The organism is Novosphingobium panipatense, from assembly GCF_900182875.1.
GTDB lineage: Bacteria > Pseudomonadota > Alphaproteobacteria > Sphingomonadales > Sphingomonadaceae > Novosphingobium > Novosphingobium panipatense.
Genome location: NZ_FXUI01000006.1, coordinates 215066 through 237872 on the forward strand (window position 1 = coordinate 215066; position 22807 = coordinate 237872).

Genomic DNA, 22807 nt, shown 5'->3' on the forward strand with positions numbered 1-22807 from the left:
CATGCTCCGGCACCCCCGGAACGACAGCCGCTTCGGCACCGATCAGGGCCCGACCGGATGGAGCGGACGGCCCTCCCTCTCGAAAGCCGTCAGGTTCGCCATCGTCGTGCTTGCGATGGCGCTTAACGCTTCCACGGTAAAGAACGCCTGATGCCCGGTAATCAGGACGTTAGGGAACGTCAGTAGACGCGCGAAGACATCGTCGTGCAGGATCCGGTCGGAATGATTCTCAAAGAAGAGGTCGCCCTCCTCCTCGTAGACATCAAGCCCGAGATACCCGACCCTCCCGAACTTGAGCCCGTCGATCAGGGCGCGGGTGTCGACCAGGGCACCGCGCCCCGTGTTGATGAGCATGACGCCCTTCTTCATCTGCTCCAGGGCGGCTTCGTCGATCAGGTGATACGTTGCGGCGGTAAGAGGGCAATGGAGGGAGATGATGTCCGACTCGCGGAAAAGCTGTTCCAGCGGACAGGGCTCCGCGCCGATCATCGCCAGTTCGGGTGGGGGCGCCGGGTCGTGGGCAAGGATACGACAGCCGAACCCCGAGAGGATGCCGGCGACGGCGACCCCGATCTTTCCGGTCCCCACGATCCCCACGGTACGCCCCTTGAGGTCGAAGCCCAGCAGGCCGTCGAGCGCGAAGTTGCCCTCGCGCACACGGACATACGCCTTGTGGATCTTGCGGCTGAGTGCGAGTATCAGCCCGACGGTATGTTCGGCCACCGAGACCGGCGAATAGGCGGGGACCCTGCCTACAACCATGCCGAATTCTGCCGCGGCGTTCAGATCCACGTTGTTGTACCCGGCGCTGCGCAGCGCGATCATCCGGGTATTGCCGCCGGCAAGCTCCTGCAGGACAGGGCGGTCCAGCACGTCGTTGACGAACGCACATATGGCCGGTGCATCACGGGCCAGCATCGCGCTTTGGGCGGTGAGCCGCGCCTCTATGTAACGCAGGGTGTGCGGCGTACCCGCCCGTACGTTGGCTTCGTCCAGGAACTGACGATCGTAACCCTTCGTGCTGAATACCGCGACATCCATAGTTCACTCCCTGCTCGGGCATGTCCGCGATCGCCACGCGCTATAGCGCCCAAGTTTCGGCTGCACCATCAGAGCCGCTCTTCCCGCTGCCGGGGCAGCTGGGCAGTCGGCATCAGAAGGGCGAACGTACGGTGAGCACACGATACCGTGCCTCGACGAGGCTGAAGGCACCGAACAGCCCCAGACCGATACCCATCAGGGCCAGCAGCAACGCTCCTCCCGGCTGGCTGCCCAGCCTGTCGAGCGCCTCACCGAGGCCACCTGCACGGCTTCCATCATGTGTTAGGGCCGCCGAGATGATCAGCCACCCCGTGATCGCAAAGACCACGGCGCGAGCGGCATAGCCGGCCCGTCCCAGCCACTGCACATAATCTGGCGCGGGCACGTCGCCACCCAGATCGTCGAATTCCGCCTTGTAGGCCTTCAGTCCCTGAGCGAGTGCCACGCCAAACAGGCCGATGCCCACCGCAATCAGGAGAGCGACGCCCCCCGGCTGCTCCATCAGCCACGCCGACCAGCTCTGCGCGCTTTCATCCCCGGGGCTGCCTTCGCGGGCGGGTGCCTGCCCCAGCGCTATCCGTGCTGCGGAAAATGCGAGCACGGCGTGAGCGATCGCACTCAGAGCATAACCGGCACGCTCCACCCGGCCCTTCAGGCTTTCGCTCCTGCGTTCAGGGTCGAGAGCGGCCTCCGTGAACCGCCAGATCGCGTAACCGGCGAAGCCGGCCGCGCACACCGCCAGAAGGAAACGGCCGAACGGCGCGTCCGCGATCGTCCCGAGCGCGCCCTGGTTGTCAGTGGGGTTCCCGCCCTTCCACGCCGCATTCACCGCCAGCGCACCGATCAGGATGTAAACGATGCCCCGGGCGGCGAAGCCGAGCCGTGCCAGAAGCGTCAATCGATCACTTGCGATCATGCCATTTCCTTCCAGTGCCCCAACCCGCGTATTTCGCGAGTGTTCCTGTTGCTTGCTCAACCTCCGGTGAGTGAAGCCTGCGTATTCCGACGGCGGTCCTGCCATCCTGTATCGCGCCCGTTCTGCCGGCCGCCTGTGCGATTTCGGGAACGCCGCGCGCGCCTTCGCAATCTTCAGGGGCAACTTGAGGAGTTCTGCATGGAAGACGAACGAATTTGGGACTTCGAGCGGAGTCTCTGGCTGGGAGGCGAAACTCACTATCGCGACCTCGTTGACGAGAGCTGCGTCATGGTCCTGCCGCAGCCCCCCTATGTATTTTCCGGCAGCGGAGCGAAGGAGCGGTTGAGCGACACGCCACGCTGGCAGAAAGTCGCCTTCTCTGACCAGACGGTAAGCCGACCGCAGGACGGCCTGATCGTCATCGGGTACACTGCGCGCGCGCAGCATAGCGACCGCGGAGACTACGTTGCGCACTGCACCTCCACACTGAGGCGGCTGGCGCACGAGGAGTGGAGGGTCGTTCAGCATCAACAGACCCTGACCCCCACCGCCCGGTAAGCGCTTTCCGAGCCACGATGGCGAATGGGCCCCCTCGCGTGCCGCACACAAGTCGAACGGCACGATCGTGGTTCCGGGGGGGGTGCGGCACATCGAAGTGGAACCATCCCGGCGGTGTGCCCTTGTTAAGGGTACAAGGAGAATTCAAAATGATTGGCAAGATTATCGGAGCTGTCGCTGGAAGCCACGCCGCCAAACACGTGCGCGGCATCGACGGACCAGGCGGCGCGCTGCTGGGAATGGCGGCACCGGCGCTGCTGCGTCGGCTTGGCCCGGCGACCCTGATCGCAGCAGCCGCTGGCGGCTATGCCTACAAGACGTACAAGGATCGCAAGGAGGCCGAAAGGCTGAGAGCGTCTGCAGCACGCAGGCCCTCCGAACCGACCCGCACGCAAGCCTGACGAAGGAGCGCCCTTCGGGAGAAGGTGCAACCAGGTATCCCGATGTCCTCCAGCCAGGACTTCGCATGACCCCGTCGGCGGCAAGGTCTCCGGCGGGGTTCGCGTGAGGCAGCACTCCGCATGCTTCGGTGCCGGTTCCATGACAGCCGAGTCACACTGGACTCTGCACGCGCGCGCACCTATCTACCGCCTGGTATGAAATGCTCCGCTTCCACTGCGGCACCCCCTTCCGTCCGGGGCCGTCCCCGCGAGTTCGATCCTGACGAGGCTCTTGCAGCCGCGCTGCGGGTCTTCTGGGCGCGCGGCTACGAAGGCGCGTCCATGGCGGAGCTGACGGAGGCCATGGGCATCACGAAGCCCAGCCTCTATGCCTGCTTCGGCAACAAGGAGGCTCTCTTCAAGAAAGCGCTCGACCTCTACGAGCGGGACAAGCTGGCCTACATCGGCAAGGCCCTTGAGGCTCCGACCGCCCGCGGCGTGGCCGAACGCCTGCTCAACGGGGCGGTGGCGACACACTGCGGGGACAGCGATCCCCACGGTTGCCTCGGCGTCATCAGCACCGTCGTCTGCGCGGCCGAAGCCGACTCGATCCGCGCAGACGTGATCAAGCGCCGTGCGTCCTCCGAGGCCGCCGTCGTGAAGCGCTTCGAGCAGGCGCGGCGGGATGGCGATCTTCCCGACAGCGTCTGTCCCACAAAGTTGGCAAGCTGCCTCACCACGCTCCTGCAGGGACTCGCGGTCAAGGCACAGGGCGGTGCGCAACCGGAAGAGCTGCAAGGCAGCATCGACACATTCCTCGCCATGTGGCCGGGGCGCTGAACGGCACCTGATCCCGGCCATCCTGCCGGGCGCTGCCCTTCGACCGTGTAATTTACCAGGCGGTACAGAAAACCCGCTTGACGCCTCGTGCGGCCGAATATATACCGGTCAGTACAGAACATCTTCCACCTGTCCGGCTTTCATCGGCCGCCGCCGCTCTACGGCTGCGAACCCGCCCGGGTCGTGGCGTGATGCACACATCCGGCTCCTGCCGCCGATAGGACATTCCTGTGTCCGGTACGCGCCAGAGCCCTGACCATTCGCCTTTCGGCTACCCCGAGCCGGAAGGCCGCCCCGGCGCGCGCCCTTCCCCCTTCCCGGGTCGCGCGCCGGGGCATGCCTAACGCAAAGGACGCAGGAGCAACGTACATGGCCTTCATCGACTTCTCCGATGCCGCGCTCCAGGTGCTGCCGAATCCGGTCGATTACCCCTTGTCTTCGCTCACCGAGATGGAGCAGCGGATCGTCGCCCTGGCGCGCGCAGATGGCCTGCAATCGCTGAAGCCGGTGCGCAAGCGTGGCTGGCTCGCCCGCCTCATCCTGGGGCCGACGCCGCCGTCCCCGATGCTGGCGAACGAGCAGATGGAGGCGCTGCGCCGGCTCGCCGTACGCGCCTGGCATCACGGCTACACCCTCTCCGCCTCCGCGCTGGCAGAGGCTCGCGAGGCCGGCTACTCCGATGCCAAGATAGGCGCCGTCATCGACGCGATCGGGCGCAGCCGCGAACCCTTTCGGAGCATCGCCGCCTGAGCGTCAGGATCGGAGCCACAGCCGTTGCCCCGATAGATTGTACCTCTTTCGCGCCTGAGGGCTGCGTCTCAGGCGACACCGGCCTTCCGTAGAGTCCGGCCTGTCGCGCCTGTCATCCAGGCGCGGGACCACGCCTTGCCGCCACGATGGAACTGCGCCAAGAGCGCCGAGTTGAGTCCGGACAGCCCCGGCCGCTCACGGCTCGTAGAGGGCCGCCACGGTTACCGGCCCGCCGCTCCGCTCCCGCAGCTGCGCATGAGGACAGGTTTTGCACCCAAGGCTTCTAACTCACTGGATGGCATTCTTTGCCGCGCTGTTCCTCGCCGTGTCTCCGGCCCGGGCACAGCTCGTCCCCGAGCCGGCAGCCTCGGCCTCAGCAGTCCCCGTCGACCCCTTTGGCCGTGGAACCCCGCGTTCGACCATTACGGGTCTGATCAACGCGCTGGCGCAGCAGGATTACGACCGCGCGGCCTTCTACTTCGACCTGCCGGTCGAGACCAATCCGCACGCGCAACGAAGCGCTGCCGAGTTCGCCCGGCGGTTGCAGGCGCTGCTTGATTCAGGCGGATCACTGACGCCCTTCAGCGGATTGTCGAACGACACGCCGGGCAGCCTCGACGATGATCTGCCGCTCAATCGGGAGCGGGTCGGGACGATCACGGTCAACGGCAAGCCCAATCCTGTGCTTCTCGGCAGGAAGGAAGTGGACGGGCACACTGTATGGCGTGTTCCGGTCGAGACCATGCGCGTGCTCGCAGTTGCGAAAGTGCCCCAGCCCGGCACCCAGGCCACGGAGGGGGCGGAAGCAATAGCCGTTGCGGGTGCCCCGGTTCAGGACTGGATGGTGTTGGCCGGTCTTGCCGTCCTGAGCTTCGGCGGCCTCTGGATACTGTCGGCCGTCATCCTCGCGGGGGGGCGGCGCTTCGTCCCCAAGGCCGACAGCAACGGCTGGTATCGGTTCCTGTCCGCCGCCCTGCCTCCACTGAACCTGATCATCGCCGTGGCAGCGTTCTATATCTGGGCGGAGAAACTTCCCGTGGCGATCGTCGCGCGGCAGACCCTGCTGCGCTACATCGGCATCTTCGCCGTGGTCGGCTTCGTATGGCTCGGCTTGCGACTGGTTGACGCGATTTCCGACATCGCCATCGCTCGCATGCGCCGACAGGCGCGCCGGCAGGTAGTTTCCGTCGTCACGCTGATCCGACGCGGGGCCAAGATCCTGCTGCTTGCCTTCTCGGCCATTGGCATCCTGGACACCTTCGGCATCGATGTCACGACAGGTATCGCCGCGCTGGGTATCGGTGGTATCGCGCTGGCTCTTGGCGCTCAGAAGACCGTGGAAAACCTCGTCGGCAGCGTCACCGTCATCGCCGACCGGCCGGCACAGGTGGGCGACTTCGTCCGCGTGGGCGACGTCGTCGGCACGGTGGAGGACGTCGGGATACGCTCCACCCGTATCCGGACCAACGACCGCACGATCGTCACCATACCCAACGGCGACTTCTCGGCCCGACAGATCGAGAATTTTTCAAGCCGCGACCGCTTCCTGTTCAATCCGGTCATTCACCTCGACCTGGGCTTGCCATCGGCGAAGCTGAAGGAGGCGATTACCATCGTTCAGACCGTCCTCGCGGAAAATGACCATATTGCCGAAGGCGCGCGCGCACGGCTGGCGACCCTTGGCGAGGCTTCGCTCCAGATCGAGGTTTTCAGCTACATCGCGGTGAGTGACTTCGATCACAGTGTCATCATCCGGGAAGAACTGCTTCTGGCGATCGTCGAACGCTTCGAGGCCGCGGCAATCAGCCTCGTCACTCCTGTTCGCAACGTCCTGCTGTCTTCGGACGCCAGGGAACCGGAAAACGCAACCGAACCGTCCTGACGGGTATACGGCGCTGTCTGGCTATTGCCGGGGCATGGCAAGTGAGGCATCTGGGCGCGTCAACGGTCAAGGGTCGATATGAGCTGGTTTGCGCGACGGGAGGGGTGGTCCGCCCAGGCGGAAGATGCCCGGGAGGACGGCGACGTCGATTACGCCCGCGTCATTCACTCCGCCTCCTTTCGACAGTTGCAGGGCAAGACGCAGATCCTCAGCCTGGGCGACAGCGACTTCTATCGCACGAGGCTGACTCACTCCCTGGAAGTTGCGCAGATCGCAGGCGGTCTGGCCCGGCAGCTGGCGAAGCTGTTTCCGGACCATCCCGCCACGCGGCATCTGCCGGACCGGGGAATGATCCAGGCGATCGGCTGCACGCACGACCTCGGGCACCCGCCCTTCGGGCATGGCGGGGAAGTCGCCCTCAACTACTGCATGCGCGCGGCAGGCGGTTTCGAGGGGAACGGCCAGACACTCCGCATCCTTGCGCGTCTCGAGAACTTCTCGGCGGGTGCCGGCGCCAATCTGACACGGCGCAGCCTGCTCGGCGTCCTGAAATATCCGGTCGCCTACGGTCAGGTGGCGAACCCCCGGATCAAGCCGGCGCTGCTGGAGGGGCTCTCCGTAAAGCTCCTTGACGTGAAGGCGTGCAAGCCGCCCAAGTGCTACATGGATTCTGAGCAGGATGTGGTCGACTGGATCCTGGCTCTGCTATCTGCCAGCGATCGCCAGCTTTTTCAGGAAGTGGCGCCGAAGCCGGACGGGCACGGAAAGGCACGGCACAAGTCACTGGACTGCACCATCATGGATGTTGCCGACGACATCGCTTACGGAGTCCATGACCTTGAAGATGCGATCGCGCTCAATCTCGTCTCGAAGGATCGTTTTGCACAGGCGCTGACGAACCGCTGCCCCTCGTTCCTTGACGCGCTGAAGGAAAAATACCCCGGCGAAAGCGGCAACGACGTCTTCTCCCGCATGGTCGATGGTCTTTTCGGGAGTGCCGGCGATCGAAAGCGGTATGTCGGGCGGCTCGTGCACCACTTCGTCACGGCGATCACCTTTGAGGAGCACACCGGGTTCGACGAGCCCCTGATCCGTTTTCGCGCAACGCTCGCGCCGACACAGCGGGCGTTTCTCGAGGCGCTGCAGGACTTCGTGGTCACCGAGGTGATCCGCTCGCCCGAAGTCCAGCACCTGGAGCTCAAGGGACAGGGCATGGTGGTGGCCGTCTTCGAAGCCATGCAGTCCGACCCGGAGCGCCTGCTGCCCCGCGATGTCCTGGCCCGCTATCAGAGGTCGCAGGGGGGAGCGAGAGCCATCTGCGACTATGTGGCGAGCATGACGGACGCACACCTTCTCAAGATCTACGAGCGGCTGTTCAGCCCCCGCATGGGGTCGGTCTTCGACAAGCTGTGATAAGCCGCGCCTGCGGACACCCGGCGGGTACGGTCCCGGGCCGCCTCGCCCTGCCGGTCCCGCGCCGTTGAGCCCTGCCCGCTGGGCTACTGACCCGCAGCGCCTTCGGCAGCCCTTCGTTGCGCCAGCGCCTCGATCTCATCCGGGTTGAGAACCCACGTGCGGGTCTTCTGACCCACGCGGAACACCGGACGGGTCAGGAGGATGCGAGCCTGCGCCTTGGCGAAAGGCTTGAAGAGCGAAAAGTGCGTCACACAGTCAGCGATCGTCCCGATGATCGGTGTCTTGCCGTCGAGGTCGATCAGGGTTGCTGGCTGGTCCCAGGGAATGTTCATCATCACACGTGCCTATCGTTTGCTGATCCAGATGCAAGGCGGGAGTGACAATCCTGCCGCTCGCTTCGATACTCCTCTAAGAACGACGCGCCGAGACCCTTTCCACCGCAGAACTCGCTTCGCTGAAGGGTAAGCCTTGAAACTCGGGCCAGCTCTTCGTACATTCCATCTGCGGGCCGGGCCCCTCTGACACCCTCTGGTGTGATGTCGGACCGCAAGTGCAATGGGCCTGGCAATTTCTCACGATCCTGCAGCCGGTACCCGAACATGGAGTTCGCGATGACTGCCGGTACAGCCCTTGCATCGAACAGCGCTTATTCACTGGCCGTGTCCCACACGTCCCCCGCCGTCGGGCACGTCTTCTTTCAGGCACCTTGCGATCGCTCGCTGGCGGCTGATCAAAGACGATCCCGGGCGCACTGGTGAATCATGGCCTATCACGTTTTAGCACGAGGAAATGAGATGACCCCCCTCAAGAGCGGTAAACTGGGCGCGATCGTAGCGGCGTTTGCCCTCACCGCGATGGTTGCCGTACCCGACGACGCCGAGGCACGCCGTAAAGGCAGTATCGGCAGCCGTGGCGCGCGCACTTACAATGCTCCCCCCACCACGGCAGTGGCCCCCAGAACCACGGCCCCGGTGCAGCGGTCGATGACCGAGAAGCCGGCAGCGTCCGCCACAAGAGGACAGACGCAGACGCAGGCCGGAAGAACCGCACCTGCACGGTCCGGGGGAATGGCGAAGGGCCTGATCGGCGGACTCCTTGCAGGCGGCCTGATCGGCGCGCTGCTTGGCGGTGGGCTGGGCTCGCTCGGCGGCGCGGGCATGCTTACCGCATTGATCCAGGTTGCACTGATTGGTGGCCTGATCTGGCTCCTCCTGCGCATGTTCCGCCGCAAGCCCGCGTTGGCGACAGCCCACGCCGGCGCACATCACCGTGAGATGGCCTCCCCGTTCGGCGGCTTCGCCCCTCGGCCGGCGCCACAGCAACCCTTCTCGCGCGCCTTTTCGCCGGCTGCGGTGCCTGTGGCGGGCGAGGAGATCGAGATCGAGATCGGCAACGCGGATCGGCAGGACTTCGAGCGGCTTCTGTCCGAAGTACAGAATGCTTACGCCAACGAGGATTTCAGCCGCCTTCGCGAACTCACGACGCCCGAGGTGATGTCCTACTTCGCCGAGGAACTGAGTCAGAATGCAACCGCCGGCCGTCGCAACAGCGTGTCGGGCACCACTTTGATCGATGCAGAGGTCGCGGAGGCCTGGCGCGAGGAAAGTGCCGACTATGCCACGATCGCCATGCGCTACGAAAGCATCGACCTCATGCTGGACCGCAACAGTGGTGCCGTCCTTGAAGGCGACCCCGAGCAGCCCAGCCGAACGGTTGAACTGTGGACCTTCCGGCGCGCATTCGACGGCCACTGGCGCCTTTCCGCCATCCAGGAGGCCTGAGGCAAACAGGTGGACAGCGTGGCGATGGCCACGCTGTCCTGTCCCTGATCATCAGAACATCGTTCGCAAGCCAAACACCACGTTTCGTCCGCGCAGAGGCGAGGCGTCCTTGATGAAGGATGTATGGTTGAAAGCCAGCGCGTTCGTCAGATTGCTGCCGCGAAGATAGAGTTCGGCGCTCTGCGCCCCGAGTTCGAGCTTGTAGGCGATCGTCGCATTGACCATATCGTACCCGGGCGTGCTGGTCTCGTACGCCGCGATCCGGTCCTGCTCGAAGACGCGGAAATACTCGACATCGGCGCTAAACCCGGCGAGGCGGAAATCACCGCGTGCGCCAAGACGCCCTCCCGGGATCCGAGGCAGATTTCCGCCTTCATCTTTCATCTTACCGCGCACGTAATCACCGAAGACAGCGAGTCCCAGGTTGGGTGAGAACTGGTGATGGATCTCACCGTCCACGCCGGTGAAGCGAGCGTCACGGGCGACATAGCGGATGAGGCGGAAATCCTCATACCGGTCGAGCGTCTCAGCGAAGATGTAGCCGTCGAAGGCCTGGTGGTAGGCGCCCAGGGTGAAATGGGTGTTACCTGACGACTTGCGCAGCGTCAGGTCGACCGAGTGCGCTGTTTCCTTGCCAAGTGTGGCATCGCCAAGCTCGTAGGTGTTGGTCGCCAGGTGAACCCCCCGGGCGAAAAGCTCCTGCGCATTCGGCGCGCGCTGCGATCGGGCAAGCGACAGCGCGACGGAATAGCCATCGCCGCTTTCCCACATCGCCGCACCCGAAAGCGAAAACGGGTTGTGCTCGGCCCGGCGCTCGCCTGCGGCCTTGATCGTCTGCCACTCCTGCCGGGCAGCGGCCTCGAGGCGCACCCGGCCTAATCGCAGTGTTTCGTAGAGGAAGAGCCCGGTATTGGTCGTCTTGCTCTCCGGCAGAAACGCTTCTTCGCCCACCGCGCTGAAATCGCTTTGAACATGCTGCACGCCGAAGGTGCCGTGTAAGCCGCTCACCGGCTTGTGCGTCAATTCCAGACGCACGTCGTGCCCCTTGTTGCGGAATGTGGTGGCGACTTCGTCGTGCTCCAGCTCTTCGTGACGGTACTTCGTAAGCCCTGCGCGCAGGCGCACGCGCTCCATTCCGGGGAGCGGCTCTTCATAATCGCCACGAATGTCGAGGCGCTCGCTGCGCAGGCGGACGTAAGGTGCATCGTGCCCCTCCTCTTCACCGTGCTCGTGCTCGTGTTCGTGTTCGTGATCGTGATCATCCTCGTGGCCGTGGCCGCCGCAGTGCAGGCTCGATCCGTGCGGATGACAGTCTTCGTATTCGTGGCTGTGGCCGGGCAGCCCGTATTCGCTGTTTTGCCGCGTATAGGCCAGGCCAAGATACCCGCGTGCGCCGATCCAGGACGCACCGGCCGACCAAGTGGTCGTGTCGTTGTACGAGGCATCGACATGGCGTTCCCCGAAGCGCGAAGGAACGCGGTAATCATTGCTGCTGCGGGCCACCCCTTCGACGTGAACGGCGACGTTGCCGATCGCTCCGGTCAGGCCGCCGACGAGCGAGCGCTCATCGTCTGCCGTGCCCAGCCGGGCTTCGGCCATGCCCTCTACGCCGCGGGCCGGGACGCTGGTGGGAACTTTGTAGTCGAGCAGGTTCACCGCGCCGCCGATGGCGCCGCCGCCGTAGAGCAGCGTCGCAGGTCCGCGCAGCACTTCGATGCCGCGCAGCAGCAGCGGCTCGGCAACTACGGCGTGATCGGGCGAGACGCGCGAGGCGTCCTGTATCTCCGAGGCATCGGAGAGGACCAGTACGCGCGGAGCGGTCTGGCCACGGATCACGGGCCGACTTGCTCCTCCGCCGAAGTTGTCGAAGTTCACGCCGGGCTGGCCGGACAGGGTTTCGCCCAGCGTCGCCTGCCGGCGGTGAACCAGATCGTCACCCGTCAGCGTCAGGACGGGGGTAACCGTCTCATCCGCGCGCTGCCGGAGCGCGCTTGCCGTGACGACGATGTCGTCCGCGCGATGGATGCTGGATTGCGCCCACGCGTGCGGTGCCGCAAGGCAAGCTCCTGCGGCAGACGCCAGGAGTAGTGCTCGCTTCATAACCCGAAATTCCCTCATGCTTTAACCGCGGCGGTGCAAGGAATGAGATGTTGCCACATATCATTTAATGCACCTGAGTGTTTTGTCGTGACCGCAGCAGGAGAGGAGGCCGCCTGCTCAGGCCACGGCACTCCACTGCATGATATACCATATCCTTTCAAGGAGAAAATCCGACTTCGCTTCGGGGACGAAGAGGCTCGCGCCGGAAACGTCCCGCAGCTGACTTTACTCAGCTAAGGCCCGGTAAGGCTCGAGACCTGCCATGGCAGCCGTGGGGACCGGCAGCAAGGCTTGGGACCGCCGCTGCCTCGCCTGTCGGGCACAGGTTTCAACGAGCACGATCGCAGCCAGAGCAACAAGGCAACCTGCGATCAGGTCAACAAAGTAGTGCGAGCCTTCCAGAGGAGTGACGACCAGCATTCCCGCGTTCACGGCGAGCACCGGCCACCGAAGGTACCGTAGCGACCATCCCGCCCAAGCGAAAAGGACTGCGCTGACCGCGTGGAAGCTGGGGAAGGTCAGCAAGCCGAAGAGTTCGTGCGAAGCGACATGCATGATCCGTTGCGAGCGAAGTTCGGTCAGGACCGGATAATACCCCGTTCCGGTCGTAGGAACATAAGGCGGACTGCTCCCGAAGAAGTGAATGACAGGTGATGCCGCGGGAAGAAAGAACGAAACCAGGATCGTGAGCAGCAGGCCGATAGCGAAGGCGCCGATAAATGTCAGAAGTTTGTCGTCCCGCCCTGCAGCGGCAAGTCCGATCACGATGACATAAGGGGTGTCGAATATCGTAAGGTAAAGCCGATTGGCCAGGAGATGAACAGGGGAGAAGCCCGCGTAACTCCTGTAGACCGCCAGCCAGTCGAGGCCGATGGTGAGGTCCGCGCGGTAAAGAACGGTATCAGCCAATGGGAAAGGACTGACCCGCACCGTATAGTAGCTCAGCAAAGCTCCGGTAACGCCAATCACCGACAGAAGCAGCAAGCCGTTGCCCGCAGCAAGTACTCGCCGGGCCCATCGGCATTGCGGACGGATGATGAAGCAAAGGCTCAACCAGAATGCGGCCGACCAGCCGAGCACCAGCCCCTTAGGACCGGGAGAAACATGGACCCCTGTCATCGAAAGGGCAAAGTTGGCAACCAACAATGCCCCCAACGCCGCGACCCACATCAGGCTCAAAGAATTGCCCCGCATACCAACCTCCCCGGGTCGGCCATACGATCAATTTAGTTAACAACATCATGTACAAAGCGGCGCGGGTTTCGCAGAAATTTGCTTCTTCGCTCAGGTGAGGATCGGCGGGTGCTGATCCGGAAGTTGCGGGAACTGAGATCCCGTGGCCGGATCCTTTTTCGGGTCCGGTACCCCTTCTATGCGCCTGTGTGCCGTGTCGTCCGCATCCGTGCAGATATCCCAGTCCTGCCCTTCTGGGTAAGCACCAACCACCCGGAAATCGTCACTTGCTTGAAGGCAGCGGTGGCCGGTGCCAGCCGGGAGCATCAGAGCGTCACCAACGCTAACATCGACACATGCGCCGCCCGGGCCGCCCAGTTCAAGGGTAGCATTGCCGGCGAACACGCCGAGCGCTTCGTGTGCCGTCGAGTGATAGTGATGGTAATCGTAGACGCCATCCCGCCAGTCCGGGCACCAGCCATTGCCGGCAAACAGCCTTTCGAACCGCTCCGCCGCCTGCTTTTCGGTAGCGTCGATCACGGCGCGATAAAGTAGAACCGGCAGCCGCGGGTTGTTGGGTACCCAGCCGTTCCGGGCCAGTAGCGTCGCCTCTATGTTCATGAGCCGTCCTTCCCTTGCGTGCGCCGGGCGCGAACAGTCTTGTCCGCCAGTTCGATCCACACCGGCGCGTGATCGCTTGTCTTCTCCCAGGCACGCGGACGCCGGTCGACCTCGGCAGTGGTCAGTCGCCTTGCAGCCGTTGGATTGAGCAGGAGATGATCGATCCTCAAACCGGCGTCGCGCTCGAACGAGCGACGCCAGTACTTCCAGAAGGTGTAGATGCGCTCGCGCGGGTGGCATTTTCTGACCGCGTCGGTCCAGCCCTGCTCCAGAAGCCGCGCATAGGCCGAGCGCACTTCCGGTGCGAACAGCGCATCATCACGCCACCGATCCGGCACATAGACATCCAGATCGGTCGGCATGACGTTGAAGTCGCCCGCAATGACGACCGGAGCTTCGAGCCCCACGAGTGTTGTAAGATGCTCGTTCAGCCGCTCGAACCATTGCAGCTTGTAGTCGAATTTCGGGCCGGGGCGAGGATTGCCGTTTGGCAGGTAGAGCCCGGCGATCAGCACGCCATTCACCGCCGCCTCGATATAGCGGCTCTGGCTGGGGTCCGGATCTGCAGGAAGCCCGCGACGCGTCTCATGGATTTCGCCAACGCGGCTGAGGATGGCAACGCCGTTCCAGCTTTTCTGTCCATGCCAGATCGCCTCGTAGCCAAGGTCGCGGATCGCCTTTTCGGGAAACCGCTCGTCGGGTGCCTTCAGCTCCTGAAGACAGACGACATCCGGCTCGGCCAACTGTAGCCAGCGCACCAGCACGCCGAGTCGCCCGTTGACGCCGTTTACGTTGTAAGTCGCAATCTTCATGGAGCAGACGAGGTTCGGTCAGAGCGACCGCCATCATGCCTGGACCTCCCGGACCGACACTCGGCGGGCAGACCCGGCGCAGGAAAGCTCCTGCGACCGGGCCGCTGCTCCTTCAGCCTTCTTCGGCTTCCTCGGCTTCTTCCTTGGTCTTGTGATTGACGCCCTGTTCCTCCGCCGGCGGGGAGTAGACGGTGAACAGCTTCAGGGGCTCATCACCCTTGTTGATGATGTTGTGTTTCGAACCCTTGGGGATGACGATCATGTGGTTGGCCGTCACCTTGGCCCGGCTTCCTTCAACGACCGCCTGCCCTTCGCCGCTCACGAAGAACGTCGTCTGGTCCGCATCGTGGGTTTCTTCCCCGATATCGTCGCCGGGCTCGATGCTCATGAGCACGATCTGGCAATTTTCGTCGTAATATACTTCCTTCTGGAAGTTCTTGTTCCTGGTAGCGAGATCGATCATGTCTTTGTTGAATATGGCCATGAGCAGTTCCCTCTTGTGCGGATATCCGGTGGCAGTGCGGGGCCCGCAAACAGCCTTCGCGCGGACCCAAAGGCTCGAACGATCGGAGTGGCAGGAAGGTTTCTGCACCGCCCGCGCTCGCGCTGCGACCTTCCCCTAGGCGCTTTGCGGGGTTCGTGCCGAAGAGGACCAGACACTGTCCCGCGCGCCATTGTGTGCGCGTCGCCATGAGGCATGGGCGGACAGCATGAGAGCGATCGCAAGCGCCACGGCCGTAGCGTCCACGAGCATCAGCCCTGCCGTGTCGAACCAGTCCGACCCGACGAGGAAGCTCACCACCGGTATCGCCAGCATCGCCAGTGCAGCGGCAGCCGCCAGTTCGACGCCGGCTCGTGCCGCACCCCGGACGAGAGCCCAGGCCGTCATGCTTAGGAAGACAGTGTAGTAGATCGCGCTGTGCAAGCCGTAGGTCGCGCTTTCTCCCAGCAGCTTGGACGCTGCCAGGGTAAGCGAGATTCCCGCGATGCAGCCGAGCGGCACACCAGCCGTCAGTGCAGCCAGTATCCTTGTCGCACGGGTCTGCTCGACGGCCCCGGCCCTGCGCTCTTTCTTGCGGCGCGATTCCACCCAAAGCAGGTTGCCGGTGTAGAACAGGAAAGCGCCTGCAAGGCCAAGAACGAAGTACGACCACCGGATTGCATCCCCGCCGAAGTTGCCGAAGTGCAGGGCGAAGAAGCTGGTCACCGTGGCGGACCACCCGTCCTGCATCCCCGGCATGTAGTCGGTCGAGATGATATCGCCCGTCGCAGGATCGACGCCCGCCATGCCATAGGTCGGCGCGCGCAGGCCGTAGCGCGCATCGCTGCCTTGTACCCGCAAGGACGGCACGCCGCCGCGCCCTTCGCCGTAGACAAGCACTTCAGGTGTGAAACCTGGAGCCTGCTGCCTGATCCGCTCCACCAGCTGGACCGGAGCAAGCGGCAGCGGCGGAGCAGCCGCTCGCGACACCGCCGCGCTGCCACCGCGCTCCCGACCGCCGAATACCATTCCCTGCGCATCGTAGAATTGATCGTGGAAGGCAAAGACTACGGCGGTCAGCGCCATGATGATATGGAACGGCAAGCTGAAGAGGCCCAGGACGTTGTGTACGTCCAGCCACATACGTTTGACGTTCTTGCCGATACGCAGCGCAAAAAGATCGCTGACCAAGCTGGGAAGCAGGACCACCAGCCCCGAAACCAGCGCGATCGTGTACAGGAGAGCGATGGCGCCCATGATCGGCATCGCGATCTCGTGCGCGAACGGCAATCCCACCTGCTGGTGCAGCACGTCGATAAACTGCGCGACCTCCGATGGACCGCTGGTCACGACTTGTACCGAGCCGTCCGGCGCCAGCGAAGCATAGTGCTTCGTCCCGCCGCCGTGCTCGGCCTCCTCGCCCTCCGCCGAGGTCCAACTCATGCGCGCAGGATTGGCGGAATCGATGGAGAGATGGATCTGGTACCCCTTGGCGGCCTCCGGGTGAGCCGCCAGAACCGTTGCAACCAGCTCCGGGGTGCGTGCGAGCGACGGCGCCTGCGCAAGCGTGGAAGGCGGAGAAGCCCAGCGCTGCAGCGGCGCTTCAAACATGGTGACAGCGCCCGCATAGAAGGCGATGAACAGCGCAAGGCCCGATACGATCCCGACCCAGCCGTGGATTTCCTTGTACATCTTCACAAGGTCAGTCGGCAATTTCACGCGCGCAGCCCTCCCAGGAGAAGCACGAGGCCCCAAACCAGCAGGTTAGCACCGGCCAGCCAGCTCCATGCGCGTGTCGTGGAGCGAAACAGGAAGCAGAAACTCAGCGTCAGGGCCCAGACAGGAGACATCAGCCACATGGCGAACTGCCCCTTTGTCGAGAAGAACGTATCGCCGACACCGGCCAGCCGCTGGAAGGCGCCCGCCGCACCAAGGGCCAGGGTGAACCCCAGAATCAGCCCTGCAGCGGACTTGCCGAACCAGTCCCGACTGGAAAGCGGCTTGCTCATTTCGGTCCCTCCGGTTGACGGCGCCACAATGCGACCATGATCGGCACTACGCTCCATACCGTCATCGCAAGGGTCATGACGATGAAGATCGCCGTCGCCGGGCCGGCCCATTGCAGCAGCATGACGATTGCTGCTCCCAACAGCGCAAGCCCCGCCCATCCGGCGAACCGCGGCGATACCGGCAGGCTGCCCCAGCGCTGGTTCGGCGAAGCAAGGTAGAGCAGCGTGCTTGCCAGAATGGACAAAACGCCACCCGTGATGGCCAGGATCATTCCACGCCCTTTCGTACTGGCTGCTCAAACGCCAGGCTGATGCCGTCCGCCATGGCAGCCATCATGCTCGATCCATGGCTCTGGCCTTTCAGCACGGCAAAGCGCGCATAGATGCCGCGGGACGACAGGGTGGTGGCAACCCCGGTAAGTGTCCCGGACGCGCCCGACGGCGGGCCCTCGCGATCGCCGGCCGCCAGCAGGACGTGCCTGCCCGCCGCCGGGCTCATTTCCACTGCCTGTCGCGCGATCAGGCCATTGCCATACCAGAGGGACGGGCTGATCGCGACATAGCGGGTCCATGTTCCACCCTGCGCAAGGGCGTGCAACGCCAGCAATCCGCCGAAGCTGTGGCCCATCAACGTCTGCCGACCCGTGTCGACCCGCCAGCGGCGAGCGATCTCGGGACGAATCGTATCGTGCAGAAAGGCCAGGAAGGCATTTGCACCGCCCAGTGGCTGACCGGCGGCGGGCGAACCCTTGGGGATGACATAACCGGGAACATGCGGCGTGTAGTCGAAGATCCGGCGCGACAAGCCGCCGGAATCTATGGCTACGATCACACCCTCCCCAACTCCCGACCGTGCGCCGGCACGGGCAAGACGCCGCGCCGTTACTGTCGCCACAGCGAAGTTGTCGTCGCCGTCAAGCAGCCAGAGCACCGGCCACCCCTGCGGCGGCGGCGGGCTTTCCGGCCATGCGACCATCACCCGGTACTCGTGCCCGTCCGCAGACCGCAGCGTGAACACATCCGATCGCTCAATCTGCCAGGGCGCTGCGACTGCCGCTGACGGTGGCGACAGCATTGCTGCCGTGACGATCCCAGTGGCCAGGACGGCAGCCAGCCGCCGCCCGCTCACCATTTCACCTGAAGCCGCGCGGTCACGCTGCGCCCCTGCCCGTAGTAGCAGGCCGACGCCGCCGTACAGGTGGCTACGAACCGCTTGTCCGCAAGATTGCGGCCGTTCAGCGACAGGGTTGCCCTATCGTCCAGTTCATAGCGGATGAAGGCATCGAACAGCGTGTAGTCAGGGATCGCGAGCGTATTGGTGGTGTCGCCGAAGCTCTTACCCGTGTAACGGACGCCGCCGCCGAACCCCAGGCCAGCAAGCGGACCGGACCTCAGGCTTTCGCTGAGGAAGAGCGAGGCCATCCAGGCCGGCACTTGCGGAAGTCTGTTGCCGACCTGCTCACTCAGGTTCGATTCCGTGATTTTGCTCCACGTCCGCGTGGTGGTGCCGATGACGGCAAGCCCAAACGGCAGACTGGCCTTCGCCTCGAACTCGATGCCGCGGATCCGGCCCTCACCGGTCTGTACAAGGCACGTGGAGGTGCCGCACATCGTGCCTGCAGGATCGGGCGTCGTCATGTTCTGCTGTGTGATTTGGTACCCGGCCAAGGTCACATAGATGCCTTCGTGCTGGTAGCGCAGACCGGCTTCATACTGCTGCCCGGTTGTCGGCCTGAACGGTTCACCGTTCAGGCTGGTGGACGGATTGCTGACCTGCGGCTGGAACGACTCCGAATAGCTGGCGTAAGGCGCCAGCCCATTTTCGAAGAGATAGACCGCACCGGCTCGCCACGTGAAGGCGTCCGACTCGGTGATGTAGGTTGAGTTCGCGACGGGATTGTGCGTCCGGTCCTTCGCCCAGTCCTGGCGACCGCCGATGGTGACGCGAAGGCCGCCCATGGCAATCTGGTCTTGGAGATAGACACCGGTCTGCCTACTGACCGTCTCGGTGTAGATCTGCGGACTCATGTTTTCGGCAAAGCCGCTCGAGCCGCGCGGGACGGGATCGAAGATGTCCAGAAGCGGAAGAACCAGGGAAGAACTGACGAGGTCGCGGTAATGCTCCCAGTTGGTGTGGAAGTAATCGACGCCGCCAAGGATCGTATGCTTCACCGGCCCGGTTTGGATTTCATACTGGAGCTGGGTGTCGGTGGCCCAGCCGTCGCTCTCACCGGTGCCCTGCACGGCCCGTCGGCCGATCGTCTGGCCCGGGATGCAGCCCGGGATGGTCGCCGGGCAGGTGGTGAGCGTGTCGCCCGACAGAACCACGACGCGGTACAGGGTGTCTATATGCGTGTAGCGCGTGTTGTTGCGGATGGTCAGGCCGCTGTCACCGAAGCGATGCTCGAAGAACGATCCGGCAAGGTACTGGTTACGATCGAAGGTATTCCATTCCGGCTCGCCCAGATTGGCATCATTGTCGATGTAGCGGCCATTGCTCCTGTACAGCGCGCCCCGCGCCGGAAGGAACTGGAAGGTCGCACCACCTTCGTCCCGTTGGTACTGACCCAGCAGAGTCCAGGTGGTCTGGTCATCCGGCTTCCACGTCAGGCTCGGCGAGAGATACTGGCGCGCGTTGCTCACATCGTTGACCTGAGTGTCGCCGTAGCGGGCAAGACCGATGACGCGGGCCGAAAGCGTTCCGGAAACCGGACCGCCCACGTCGACGGCGGCCTGCCCGTTCCAGTTGTCCAGATCGGTCGTCCCCATGCCCTGAAGCATGAACTCGGCGTGGAAGATGTCGGTCGGCCGCTTGGATACGCTGTTCACCACGCCGCCCGGCGCGGTCTGACCGTAGAGAGCGCCGGACGGACCCTTCAGCACTTCGATCTGCTCGAGCGCGAACGTGTCGAACCCGGTCCGCGTCCATTGGCCTCCCGACGGCAGCCGCAGTCCGTCCACGAAGTTGTTGTTCGACGAAAAACCGCCCGCGCCGAAACCGCGAACCGAAACTTCATCGGTACGGCTGTCGATGCCTGAAGGTTCCGCCTGAACGCCGGCCGTATAGCTAAGTGCATCTGCGATTGTGGGCGAGGCGCGCAGATCGATCTCGTGCCGGTTGATGATCGAAATGGTCTGCGCGGATTCGATGATCGGCGTCGCGCTCTTGGTGGTCGAAATGGCGGCAGACTGGCCGGTTGCCGTCACGATGATCTCATCCCGCGCCGGACGCTCTTCACCAGCCGGGACCGTCTGCGCCTGCGCCGTGGTGGCGGTGCCGGCAAGCAGCACGGCAACGGTGAGCGAACACTTCTTCATGCAAACCCCCTTCAGAATTAAGGGCGCCCTAATGCGAGTCACTTTCATTATCAAGAGGCGAGGTTGGATGAAGCCGAGTGCGCGGCCTCCCTCTTCGCCGCGAGATCCGGGACGTTGGCTGCGCCCGCTGCCTGCGGGCGCAGCCTTCACGCTGATCGCAACGGCTTCCCCGCGGTTTCCTCTGTGAAGCACAGCGCCCCCAGACCGACGATGCAGGCTATCATCATCACATAGGCGGGCATCAGCGGATCGCCGGTCTTGTCGATCAGCCAGGCGTTCACCGCTGGCGTCGTGCCTCCGAATAGCGAGGTCGACACATTGTAGGCGATGGCGAAGCCGGCGAAACGCACCGGAGTCGGGAAGAAGGCGGGAAAAGTGGCGGAGATCGTCGCCAGTTGCGGGACATAGAGCATTCCCAGCAAGGCAAACCCCACCACCGCGCTTGTCGGGCTGACGCCCATGACATGATAGAGCGGCACAACGGCCACCATCAGGCCGATGAGCGACAGCGCCCACATGGGCTTGCGACCAATCCGGTCAGACAGGGCTCCGGCAAACGGCAGCAGGAGCATCATGAACAACATCCCGGCAATCGGCACCGCCAGCGCGGCATCGAGCGAAAGCCCGAGCCGTCGCTCCAGATAGGTCGGCATGTAGCTGAGCAGCGTATAGTTCACGACGTTGAGGGCGATGACCAGGCCGCCCATCGCCAGCAGCGGTCGGCGGTGATGGGACAGCAGGTGGCGCAGCGGCTTCGCGCGGGTCGCGGCGTTCTCCTCCACTTCGCGGAACAGCGGCGTCTCCTCCATGCGGGAGCGGAGATAGACGCCCACGAAGCCCAATGGTCCGGCAAGGAGGAACGGCAGCCGCCAGCCCCACTCGCGCATCGCGGGTTCTCCGAGAAGAAGCGAAAAGCCCAGCATCAACAAGGCGCCGGCACAGAAGCCCGCCAGCGTACCGACCTCAAGGAAGCTGCCAAAGAAACCGCGCCGGGCATCGGGCGCGTATTCCGCCATGAAGATGGCCGCGCCGCCGTATTCACCGCCGGTGGAGAAGCCCTGCACCATCCGCAGGATCACCAGCAGCGCGGGCGCCCACAACCCGATGGAGGCGTAGGACGGGATAAGCCCCACGCCCACGGTGGCCCCAGCCATCATGACGATGGTGACGCCAAGGATCGCCTTGCGGCCGTACTTGTCGCCGAGCGGCCCCCAGAAGAACCCTCCCAGTGGGCGAACGAGGAAGGAGATCGCGAACGTGACCAAGGCGAAAAGCGTCGCCTCCGCCGTACTGCCCGGGAAGAGGGCAGCGGAGATGTACGTCACGCCATAGGCATAGATGCCATAGTCGAACCACTCGGTCGCGTTTCCTATGGCCGAAGCGGCGATGGCGCGCCGCAGGATCGCCGGCGTCGTTTCTTGTGTCATGGAGCGTCACTTTCGTCGGCGGCCACCGGATCGAGCGCGGCGGACATGGCGGTCGTGCGTGGCAGTACGACGTAGGTTTCCTGGAGATGAGCCGGGACGGGCTGCGAACGCACCTGGCGCCACAGGCCGAAGGCGAGCGCGGCTCCGGCGCACGCCGCGATGAAGAAGAACAGGCCTGCCGTACCCACGATGGTCATTGCCAGCGCGCCCAGGAACGGCCCGATCGCCGCACCAAGCGAATAGAGCAGGACCAGCCCACCGCTGGCCGCGACCCGCTGCTGGCCCGAAAGGTGATCGTTCGTATGCGCGACACAGAGAGGATAGAGAGCAAAGCTCAGGCCCCCGAAGAGTGCACCGAAGAACATCAGCGCCGCGGTGCCGGCCGTCATGGCGATCGCAAGGCTGGCGGCCAACGTGCCGGCCAGCCCGATAACGATCACCTTGCGCCGGTCGATGCGATCGGACAGTCTGCCGAGCGGCCACTGCAGCGCCACGCCACCCATGATCACCACGCTCATGAACAACGCGGTCGTGGACACGCTCAGGCCCGAGCGGCGCGCGTAGACGGCGCCCATCGCATAGAACGCGCCGAGCATCACGCCGGTCAGGAATGCGCCGACGATCCCCAGGGGTGACACGGAATAGAGGCTGCGGAACGAGAACGACGAGGCCTCACCGGGCGGAGGCGCGGAAATGCGCGTCAGCACCACCGGCACCGCTGCCAGCGAGATCAGCACCGACCCGATGAGAAGAGGCATCGTCGACCCGCTGCCGCCAAGGTTCAGCGTGAACTGGCCGAGTGCCTGCCCGCTATAAAGCGCGATCATGTAGCCAGCGAGAACACTGCCCCGCCCGCCCCCTTCGGCACGCTCACCCAGCCAACTTTCGAGACAGACATAGATGCCTGCCAGGCAAATGCCGTCGACGACGCGCAGGCTACCCCAGAACAGCGGGCCACGGTGGATGGCGTAGGACAACGTGCTGGCGCTCAGCACCGCGACGAAGGCGGCGAAGGCCCGAATATGACCAATCCGTCTCAGCAGGGCCGGTGCGTGCAGCGAACCGGCCACCAACCCCGCGAAGTATGCGGTTCCGACAAGCCCGATCGCAAGAGTGCTGCTGCCGGCGCGTTCGAGCCGAACGCTGATGAACGTGTTCATGAAGCCACCGCCCGCCATCAGCATGAAGATGGCGAGCAGGAGGCTGCGCACGGGAAGGATGGCGTTCAGCACCGCAGCATTCCGCACAGCATTGTCGGTGACCGCGACAGGAACCGCGGCAGAGACCACTCTGCCGCGATTG

At 64.1% G+C, this 22807-nt stretch carries 22 protein-coding genes; 7 read left to right on the forward strand and 15 right to left on the reverse strand.

The window, feature by feature from the left end; translation table 11 throughout:
• Nucleotides 1-42: 42 nt before the first annotated feature.
• Nucleotides 43-1041, reverse strand: coding sequence for a 2-hydroxyacid dehydrogenase (locus QOL62_RS11880; protein WP_283406396.1), 999 nt, complete (start codon nt 1039-1041; stop codon nt 43-45).
• A gap of 112 nt (nt 1042-1153) precedes the next feature.
• On the reverse strand, nt 1154-1957 hold the full coding sequence (locus QOL62_RS11885; RefSeq protein WP_283406397.1) for a DUF1206 domain-containing protein: 804 nt from the start codon (nt 1955-1957) through the stop codon (nt 1154-1156).
• Between the two features lie 198 nt (nt 1958-2155).
• On the opposite strand from QOL62_RS11885, the gene QOL62_RS11890 reads away from it, so the two are divergent.
• The 6 genes from QOL62_RS11890 to QOL62_RS11915 all read left to right on the forward strand — a co-directional run bounded on the left by QOL62_RS11890 (nt 2156) and on the right by QOL62_RS11915 (nt 7780).
• Complete coding sequence (locus QOL62_RS11890) at nt 2156-2515, forward strand: DUF4440 domain-containing protein (RefSeq protein ID WP_283406398.1); 360 nt, start codon at nt 2156-2158, stop codon at nt 2513-2515.
• A 149-nt stretch (nt 2516-2664) separates the two neighbouring features.
• A complete protein-coding gene (locus tag QOL62_RS11895) occupies nt 2665-2916 on the forward strand; it encodes a hypothetical protein (RefSeq protein WP_103727896.1) in 252 nt (83 codons plus the stop codon).
• Between the two features lie 195 nt (nt 2917-3111).
• Nucleotides 3112-3735, forward strand: a complete 624-nt coding sequence (locus tag QOL62_RS11900) for a TetR/AcrR family transcriptional regulator (protein WP_283406399.1) — start codon at nt 3112-3114, stop codon at nt 3733-3735.
• Nucleotides 3736-4104: 369 nt separating this feature from the next.
• Nucleotides 4105-4485 carry a hypothetical protein gene (locus QOL62_RS11905; RefSeq protein ID WP_283406400.1) on the forward strand — a complete coding sequence of 127 codons (381 nt, stop codon included), beginning with the start codon at nt 4105-4107 and terminating at the stop codon, nt 4483-4485.
• A 295-nt stretch (nt 4486-4780) separates the two neighbouring features.
• A complete protein-coding gene (locus QOL62_RS11910) occupies nt 4781-6367 on the forward strand; it encodes a mechanosensitive ion channel family protein (RefSeq protein WP_283406401.1) in 1587 nt (528 codons plus the stop codon).
• A 78-nt stretch (nt 6368-6445) separates the two neighbouring features.
• Complete coding sequence (locus QOL62_RS11915; protein WP_283406402.1) at nt 6446-7780, forward strand: anti-phage deoxyguanosine triphosphatase; 1335 nt, start codon at nt 6446-6448, stop codon at nt 7778-7780.
• 86 nt (nt 7781-7866) lie between these two features.
• Here QOL62_RS11915 and QOL62_RS11920 read toward each other — a convergent pair whose 3' ends face one another.
• Nucleotides 7867-8118, reverse strand: a complete 252-nt coding sequence (locus tag QOL62_RS11920; RefSeq protein ID WP_283406403.1) for a hypothetical protein — start codon at nt 8116-8118, stop codon at nt 7867-7869.
• A gap of 459 nt (nt 8119-8577) precedes the next feature.
• Between QOL62_RS11920 and QOL62_RS11925 the strand changes: the two genes are divergently transcribed.
• Nucleotides 8578-9564 carry a Tim44 domain-containing protein gene (locus tag QOL62_RS11925; RefSeq protein ID WP_283406404.1) on the forward strand — a complete coding sequence of 329 codons (987 nt, stop codon included), beginning with the start codon at nt 8578-8580 and terminating at the stop codon, nt 9562-9564.
• A 51-nt stretch (nt 9565-9615) separates the two neighbouring features.
• On the opposite strand, the gene QOL62_RS11930 is transcribed toward QOL62_RS11925, so the two are convergent.
• The 12 genes from QOL62_RS11930 to QOL62_RS11985 form a co-directional block, all read right to left on the reverse strand.
• The gene (locus tag QOL62_RS11930; protein WP_283406405.1) at nt 9616-11664 is read right to left on the reverse strand and encodes a TonB-dependent receptor domain-containing protein; all 2049 of its coding nucleotides are present in this window, start codon (nt 11662-11664) and stop codon (nt 9616-9618) included.
• Nucleotides 11665-11889: 225 nt separating this feature from the next.
• Complete coding sequence (locus QOL62_RS11935) at nt 11890-12783, reverse strand: phosphatase PAP2 family protein (RefSeq protein ID WP_283406406.1); 894 nt, start codon at nt 12781-12783, stop codon at nt 11890-11892.
• Between the two features lie 165 nt (nt 12784-12948).
• Nucleotides 12949-13458 carry a cupin gene (locus QOL62_RS11940; RefSeq protein WP_283406407.1) on the reverse strand — a complete coding sequence of 170 codons (510 nt, stop codon included), beginning with the start codon at nt 13456-13458 and terminating at the stop codon, nt 12949-12951.
• On the reverse strand, nt 13455-14270 hold the full coding sequence (xth, locus tag QOL62_RS11945; RefSeq protein ID WP_283406408.1) for an exodeoxyribonuclease III: 816 nt from the start codon (nt 14268-14270) through the stop codon (nt 13455-13457). Before xth ends, QOL62_RS11940 begins: the two co-directional genes overlap by 4 nt.
• A 112-nt stretch (nt 14271-14382) precedes the next feature.
• The gene (locus QOL62_RS11950) at nt 14383-14754 is read right to left on the reverse strand and encodes a cupin domain-containing protein (RefSeq protein ID WP_283406409.1); all 372 of its coding nucleotides are present in this window, start codon (nt 14752-14754) and stop codon (nt 14383-14385) included.
• Nucleotides 14755-14889: 135 nt separating this feature from the next.
• Complete coding sequence (locus QOL62_RS11955) at nt 14890-16470, reverse strand: PepSY-associated TM helix domain-containing protein (RefSeq protein ID WP_283406410.1); 1581 nt, start codon at nt 16468-16470, stop codon at nt 14890-14892.
• Complete coding sequence (locus tag QOL62_RS11960; RefSeq protein WP_283406411.1) at nt 16467-16760, reverse strand: hypothetical protein; 294 nt, start codon at nt 16758-16760, stop codon at nt 16467-16469. The genes QOL62_RS11955 and QOL62_RS11960 overlap by 4 nt, the downstream gene beginning before the upstream one ends.
• A complete protein-coding gene (locus QOL62_RS11965) occupies nt 16757-17032 on the reverse strand; it encodes a hypothetical protein (protein ID WP_283406412.1) in 276 nt (91 codons plus the stop codon). Before QOL62_RS11965 ends, QOL62_RS11960 begins: the two co-directional genes overlap by 4 nt.
• Entirely contained in the window at nt 17029-17889 is an 861-nt protein-coding gene (locus QOL62_RS11970) for an alpha/beta hydrolase (protein WP_283406413.1), read from the reverse strand. The genes QOL62_RS11965 and QOL62_RS11970 overlap by 4 nt, the downstream gene beginning before the upstream one ends.
• Nucleotides 17886-20078, reverse strand: coding sequence for a TonB-dependent siderophore receptor (locus QOL62_RS11975; protein ID WP_283406414.1), 2193 nt, complete (start codon nt 20076-20078; stop codon nt 17886-17888). Before QOL62_RS11975 ends, QOL62_RS11970 begins: the two co-directional genes overlap by 4 nt.
• Before the next feature lie 146 nt (nt 20079-20224).
• The gene (locus QOL62_RS11980) at nt 20225-21505 is read right to left on the reverse strand and encodes an MFS transporter (RefSeq protein ID WP_283406415.1); all 1281 of its coding nucleotides are present in this window, start codon (nt 21503-21505) and stop codon (nt 20225-20227) included.
• Nucleotides 21502-22737 (reverse strand): MFS transporter, encoded by a 1236-nt coding sequence (locus QOL62_RS11985; RefSeq protein ID WP_283406428.1) that lies wholly within the window; start codon nt 22735-22737, stop codon nt 21502-21504. Before QOL62_RS11985 ends, QOL62_RS11980 begins: the two co-directional genes overlap by 4 nt.
• Nucleotides 22738-22807 lie beyond the last annotated feature (70 nt).

What these genes read in the sequence shown, in the direction of transcription:
- QOL62_RS11980 (WP_283406415.1), bottom strand. Translation starts at nt 21,505, where the DNA reads ATGACACAAGAAACGACGCCGGCGATCCTGCGGCGCGCCATCGCCGCT.
- QOL62_RS11900 (WP_283406399.1), top strand. Translation starts at nt 3,112, where the DNA reads ATGAAATGCTCCGCTTCCACTGCGGCACCCCCTTCCGTCCGGGGCCGT.
- QOL62_RS11895 (WP_103727896.1), top strand. Translation starts at nt 2,665, where the DNA reads ATGATTGGCAAGATTATCGGAGCTGTCGCTGGAAGCCACGCCGCCAAA.
- QOL62_RS11925 (WP_283406404.1), top strand. Translation starts at nt 8,578, where the DNA reads ATGACCCCCCTCAAGAGCGGTAAACTGGGCGCGATCGTAGCGGCGTTT.
- QOL62_RS11880 (WP_283406396.1), bottom strand. Translation starts at nt 1,041, where the DNA reads ATGGATGTCGCGGTATTCAGCACGAAGGGTTACGATCGTCAGTTCCTG.
- xth (WP_283406408.1), bottom strand. Translation starts at nt 14,270, where the DNA reads ATGAAGATTGCGACTTACAACGTAAACGGCGTCAACGGGCGACTCGGC.
- QOL62_RS11905 (WP_283406400.1), top strand. Translation starts at nt 4,105, where the DNA reads ATGGCCTTCATCGACTTCTCCGATGCCGCGCTCCAGGTGCTGCCGAAT.
- QOL62_RS11920 (WP_283406403.1), bottom strand. Translation starts at nt 8,118, where the DNA reads ATGATGAACATTCCCTGGGACCAGCCAGCAACCCTGATCGACCTCGAC.
- QOL62_RS11975 (WP_283406414.1), bottom strand. Translation starts at nt 20,078, where the DNA reads ATGAAGAAGTGTTCGCTCACCGTTGCCGTGCTGCTTGCCGGCACCGCC.
- QOL62_RS11950 (WP_283406409.1), bottom strand. Translation starts at nt 14,754, where the DNA reads ATGGCCATATTCAACAAAGACATGATCGATCTCGCTACCAGGAACAAG.
- QOL62_RS11935 (WP_283406406.1), bottom strand. Translation starts at nt 12,783, where the DNA reads ATGACAGGGGTCCATGTTTCTCCCGGTCCTAAGGGGCTGGTGCTCGGC.
- QOL62_RS11960 (WP_283406411.1), bottom strand. Translation starts at nt 16,760, where the DNA reads ATGAGCAAGCCGCTTTCCAGTCGGGACTGGTTCGGCAAGTCCGCTGCA.
- QOL62_RS11885 (WP_283406397.1), bottom strand. Translation starts at nt 1,957, where the DNA reads ATGATCGCAAGTGATCGATTGACGCTTCTGGCACGGCTCGGCTTCGCC.
- QOL62_RS11940 (WP_283406407.1), bottom strand. Translation starts at nt 13,458, where the DNA reads ATGAACATAGAGGCGACGCTACTGGCCCGGAACGGCTGGGTACCCAAC.
- QOL62_RS11915 (WP_283406402.1), top strand. Translation starts at nt 6,446, where the DNA reads ATGAGCTGGTTTGCGCGACGGGAGGGGTGGTCCGCCCAGGCGGAAGAT.
- QOL62_RS11965 (WP_283406412.1), bottom strand. Translation starts at nt 17,032, where the DNA reads ATGATCCTGGCCATCACGGGTGGCGTTTTGTCCATTCTGGCAAGCACG.
- QOL62_RS11930 (WP_283406405.1), bottom strand. Translation starts at nt 11,664, where the DNA reads ATGAAGCGAGCACTACTCCTGGCGTCTGCCGCAGGAGCTTGCCTTGCG.
- QOL62_RS11890 (WP_283406398.1), top strand. Translation starts at nt 2,156, where the DNA reads ATGGAAGACGAACGAATTTGGGACTTCGAGCGGAGTCTCTGGCTGGGA.
- QOL62_RS11910 (WP_283406401.1), top strand. Translation starts at nt 4,781, where the DNA reads ATGGCATTCTTTGCCGCGCTGTTCCTCGCCGTGTCTCCGGCCCGGGCA.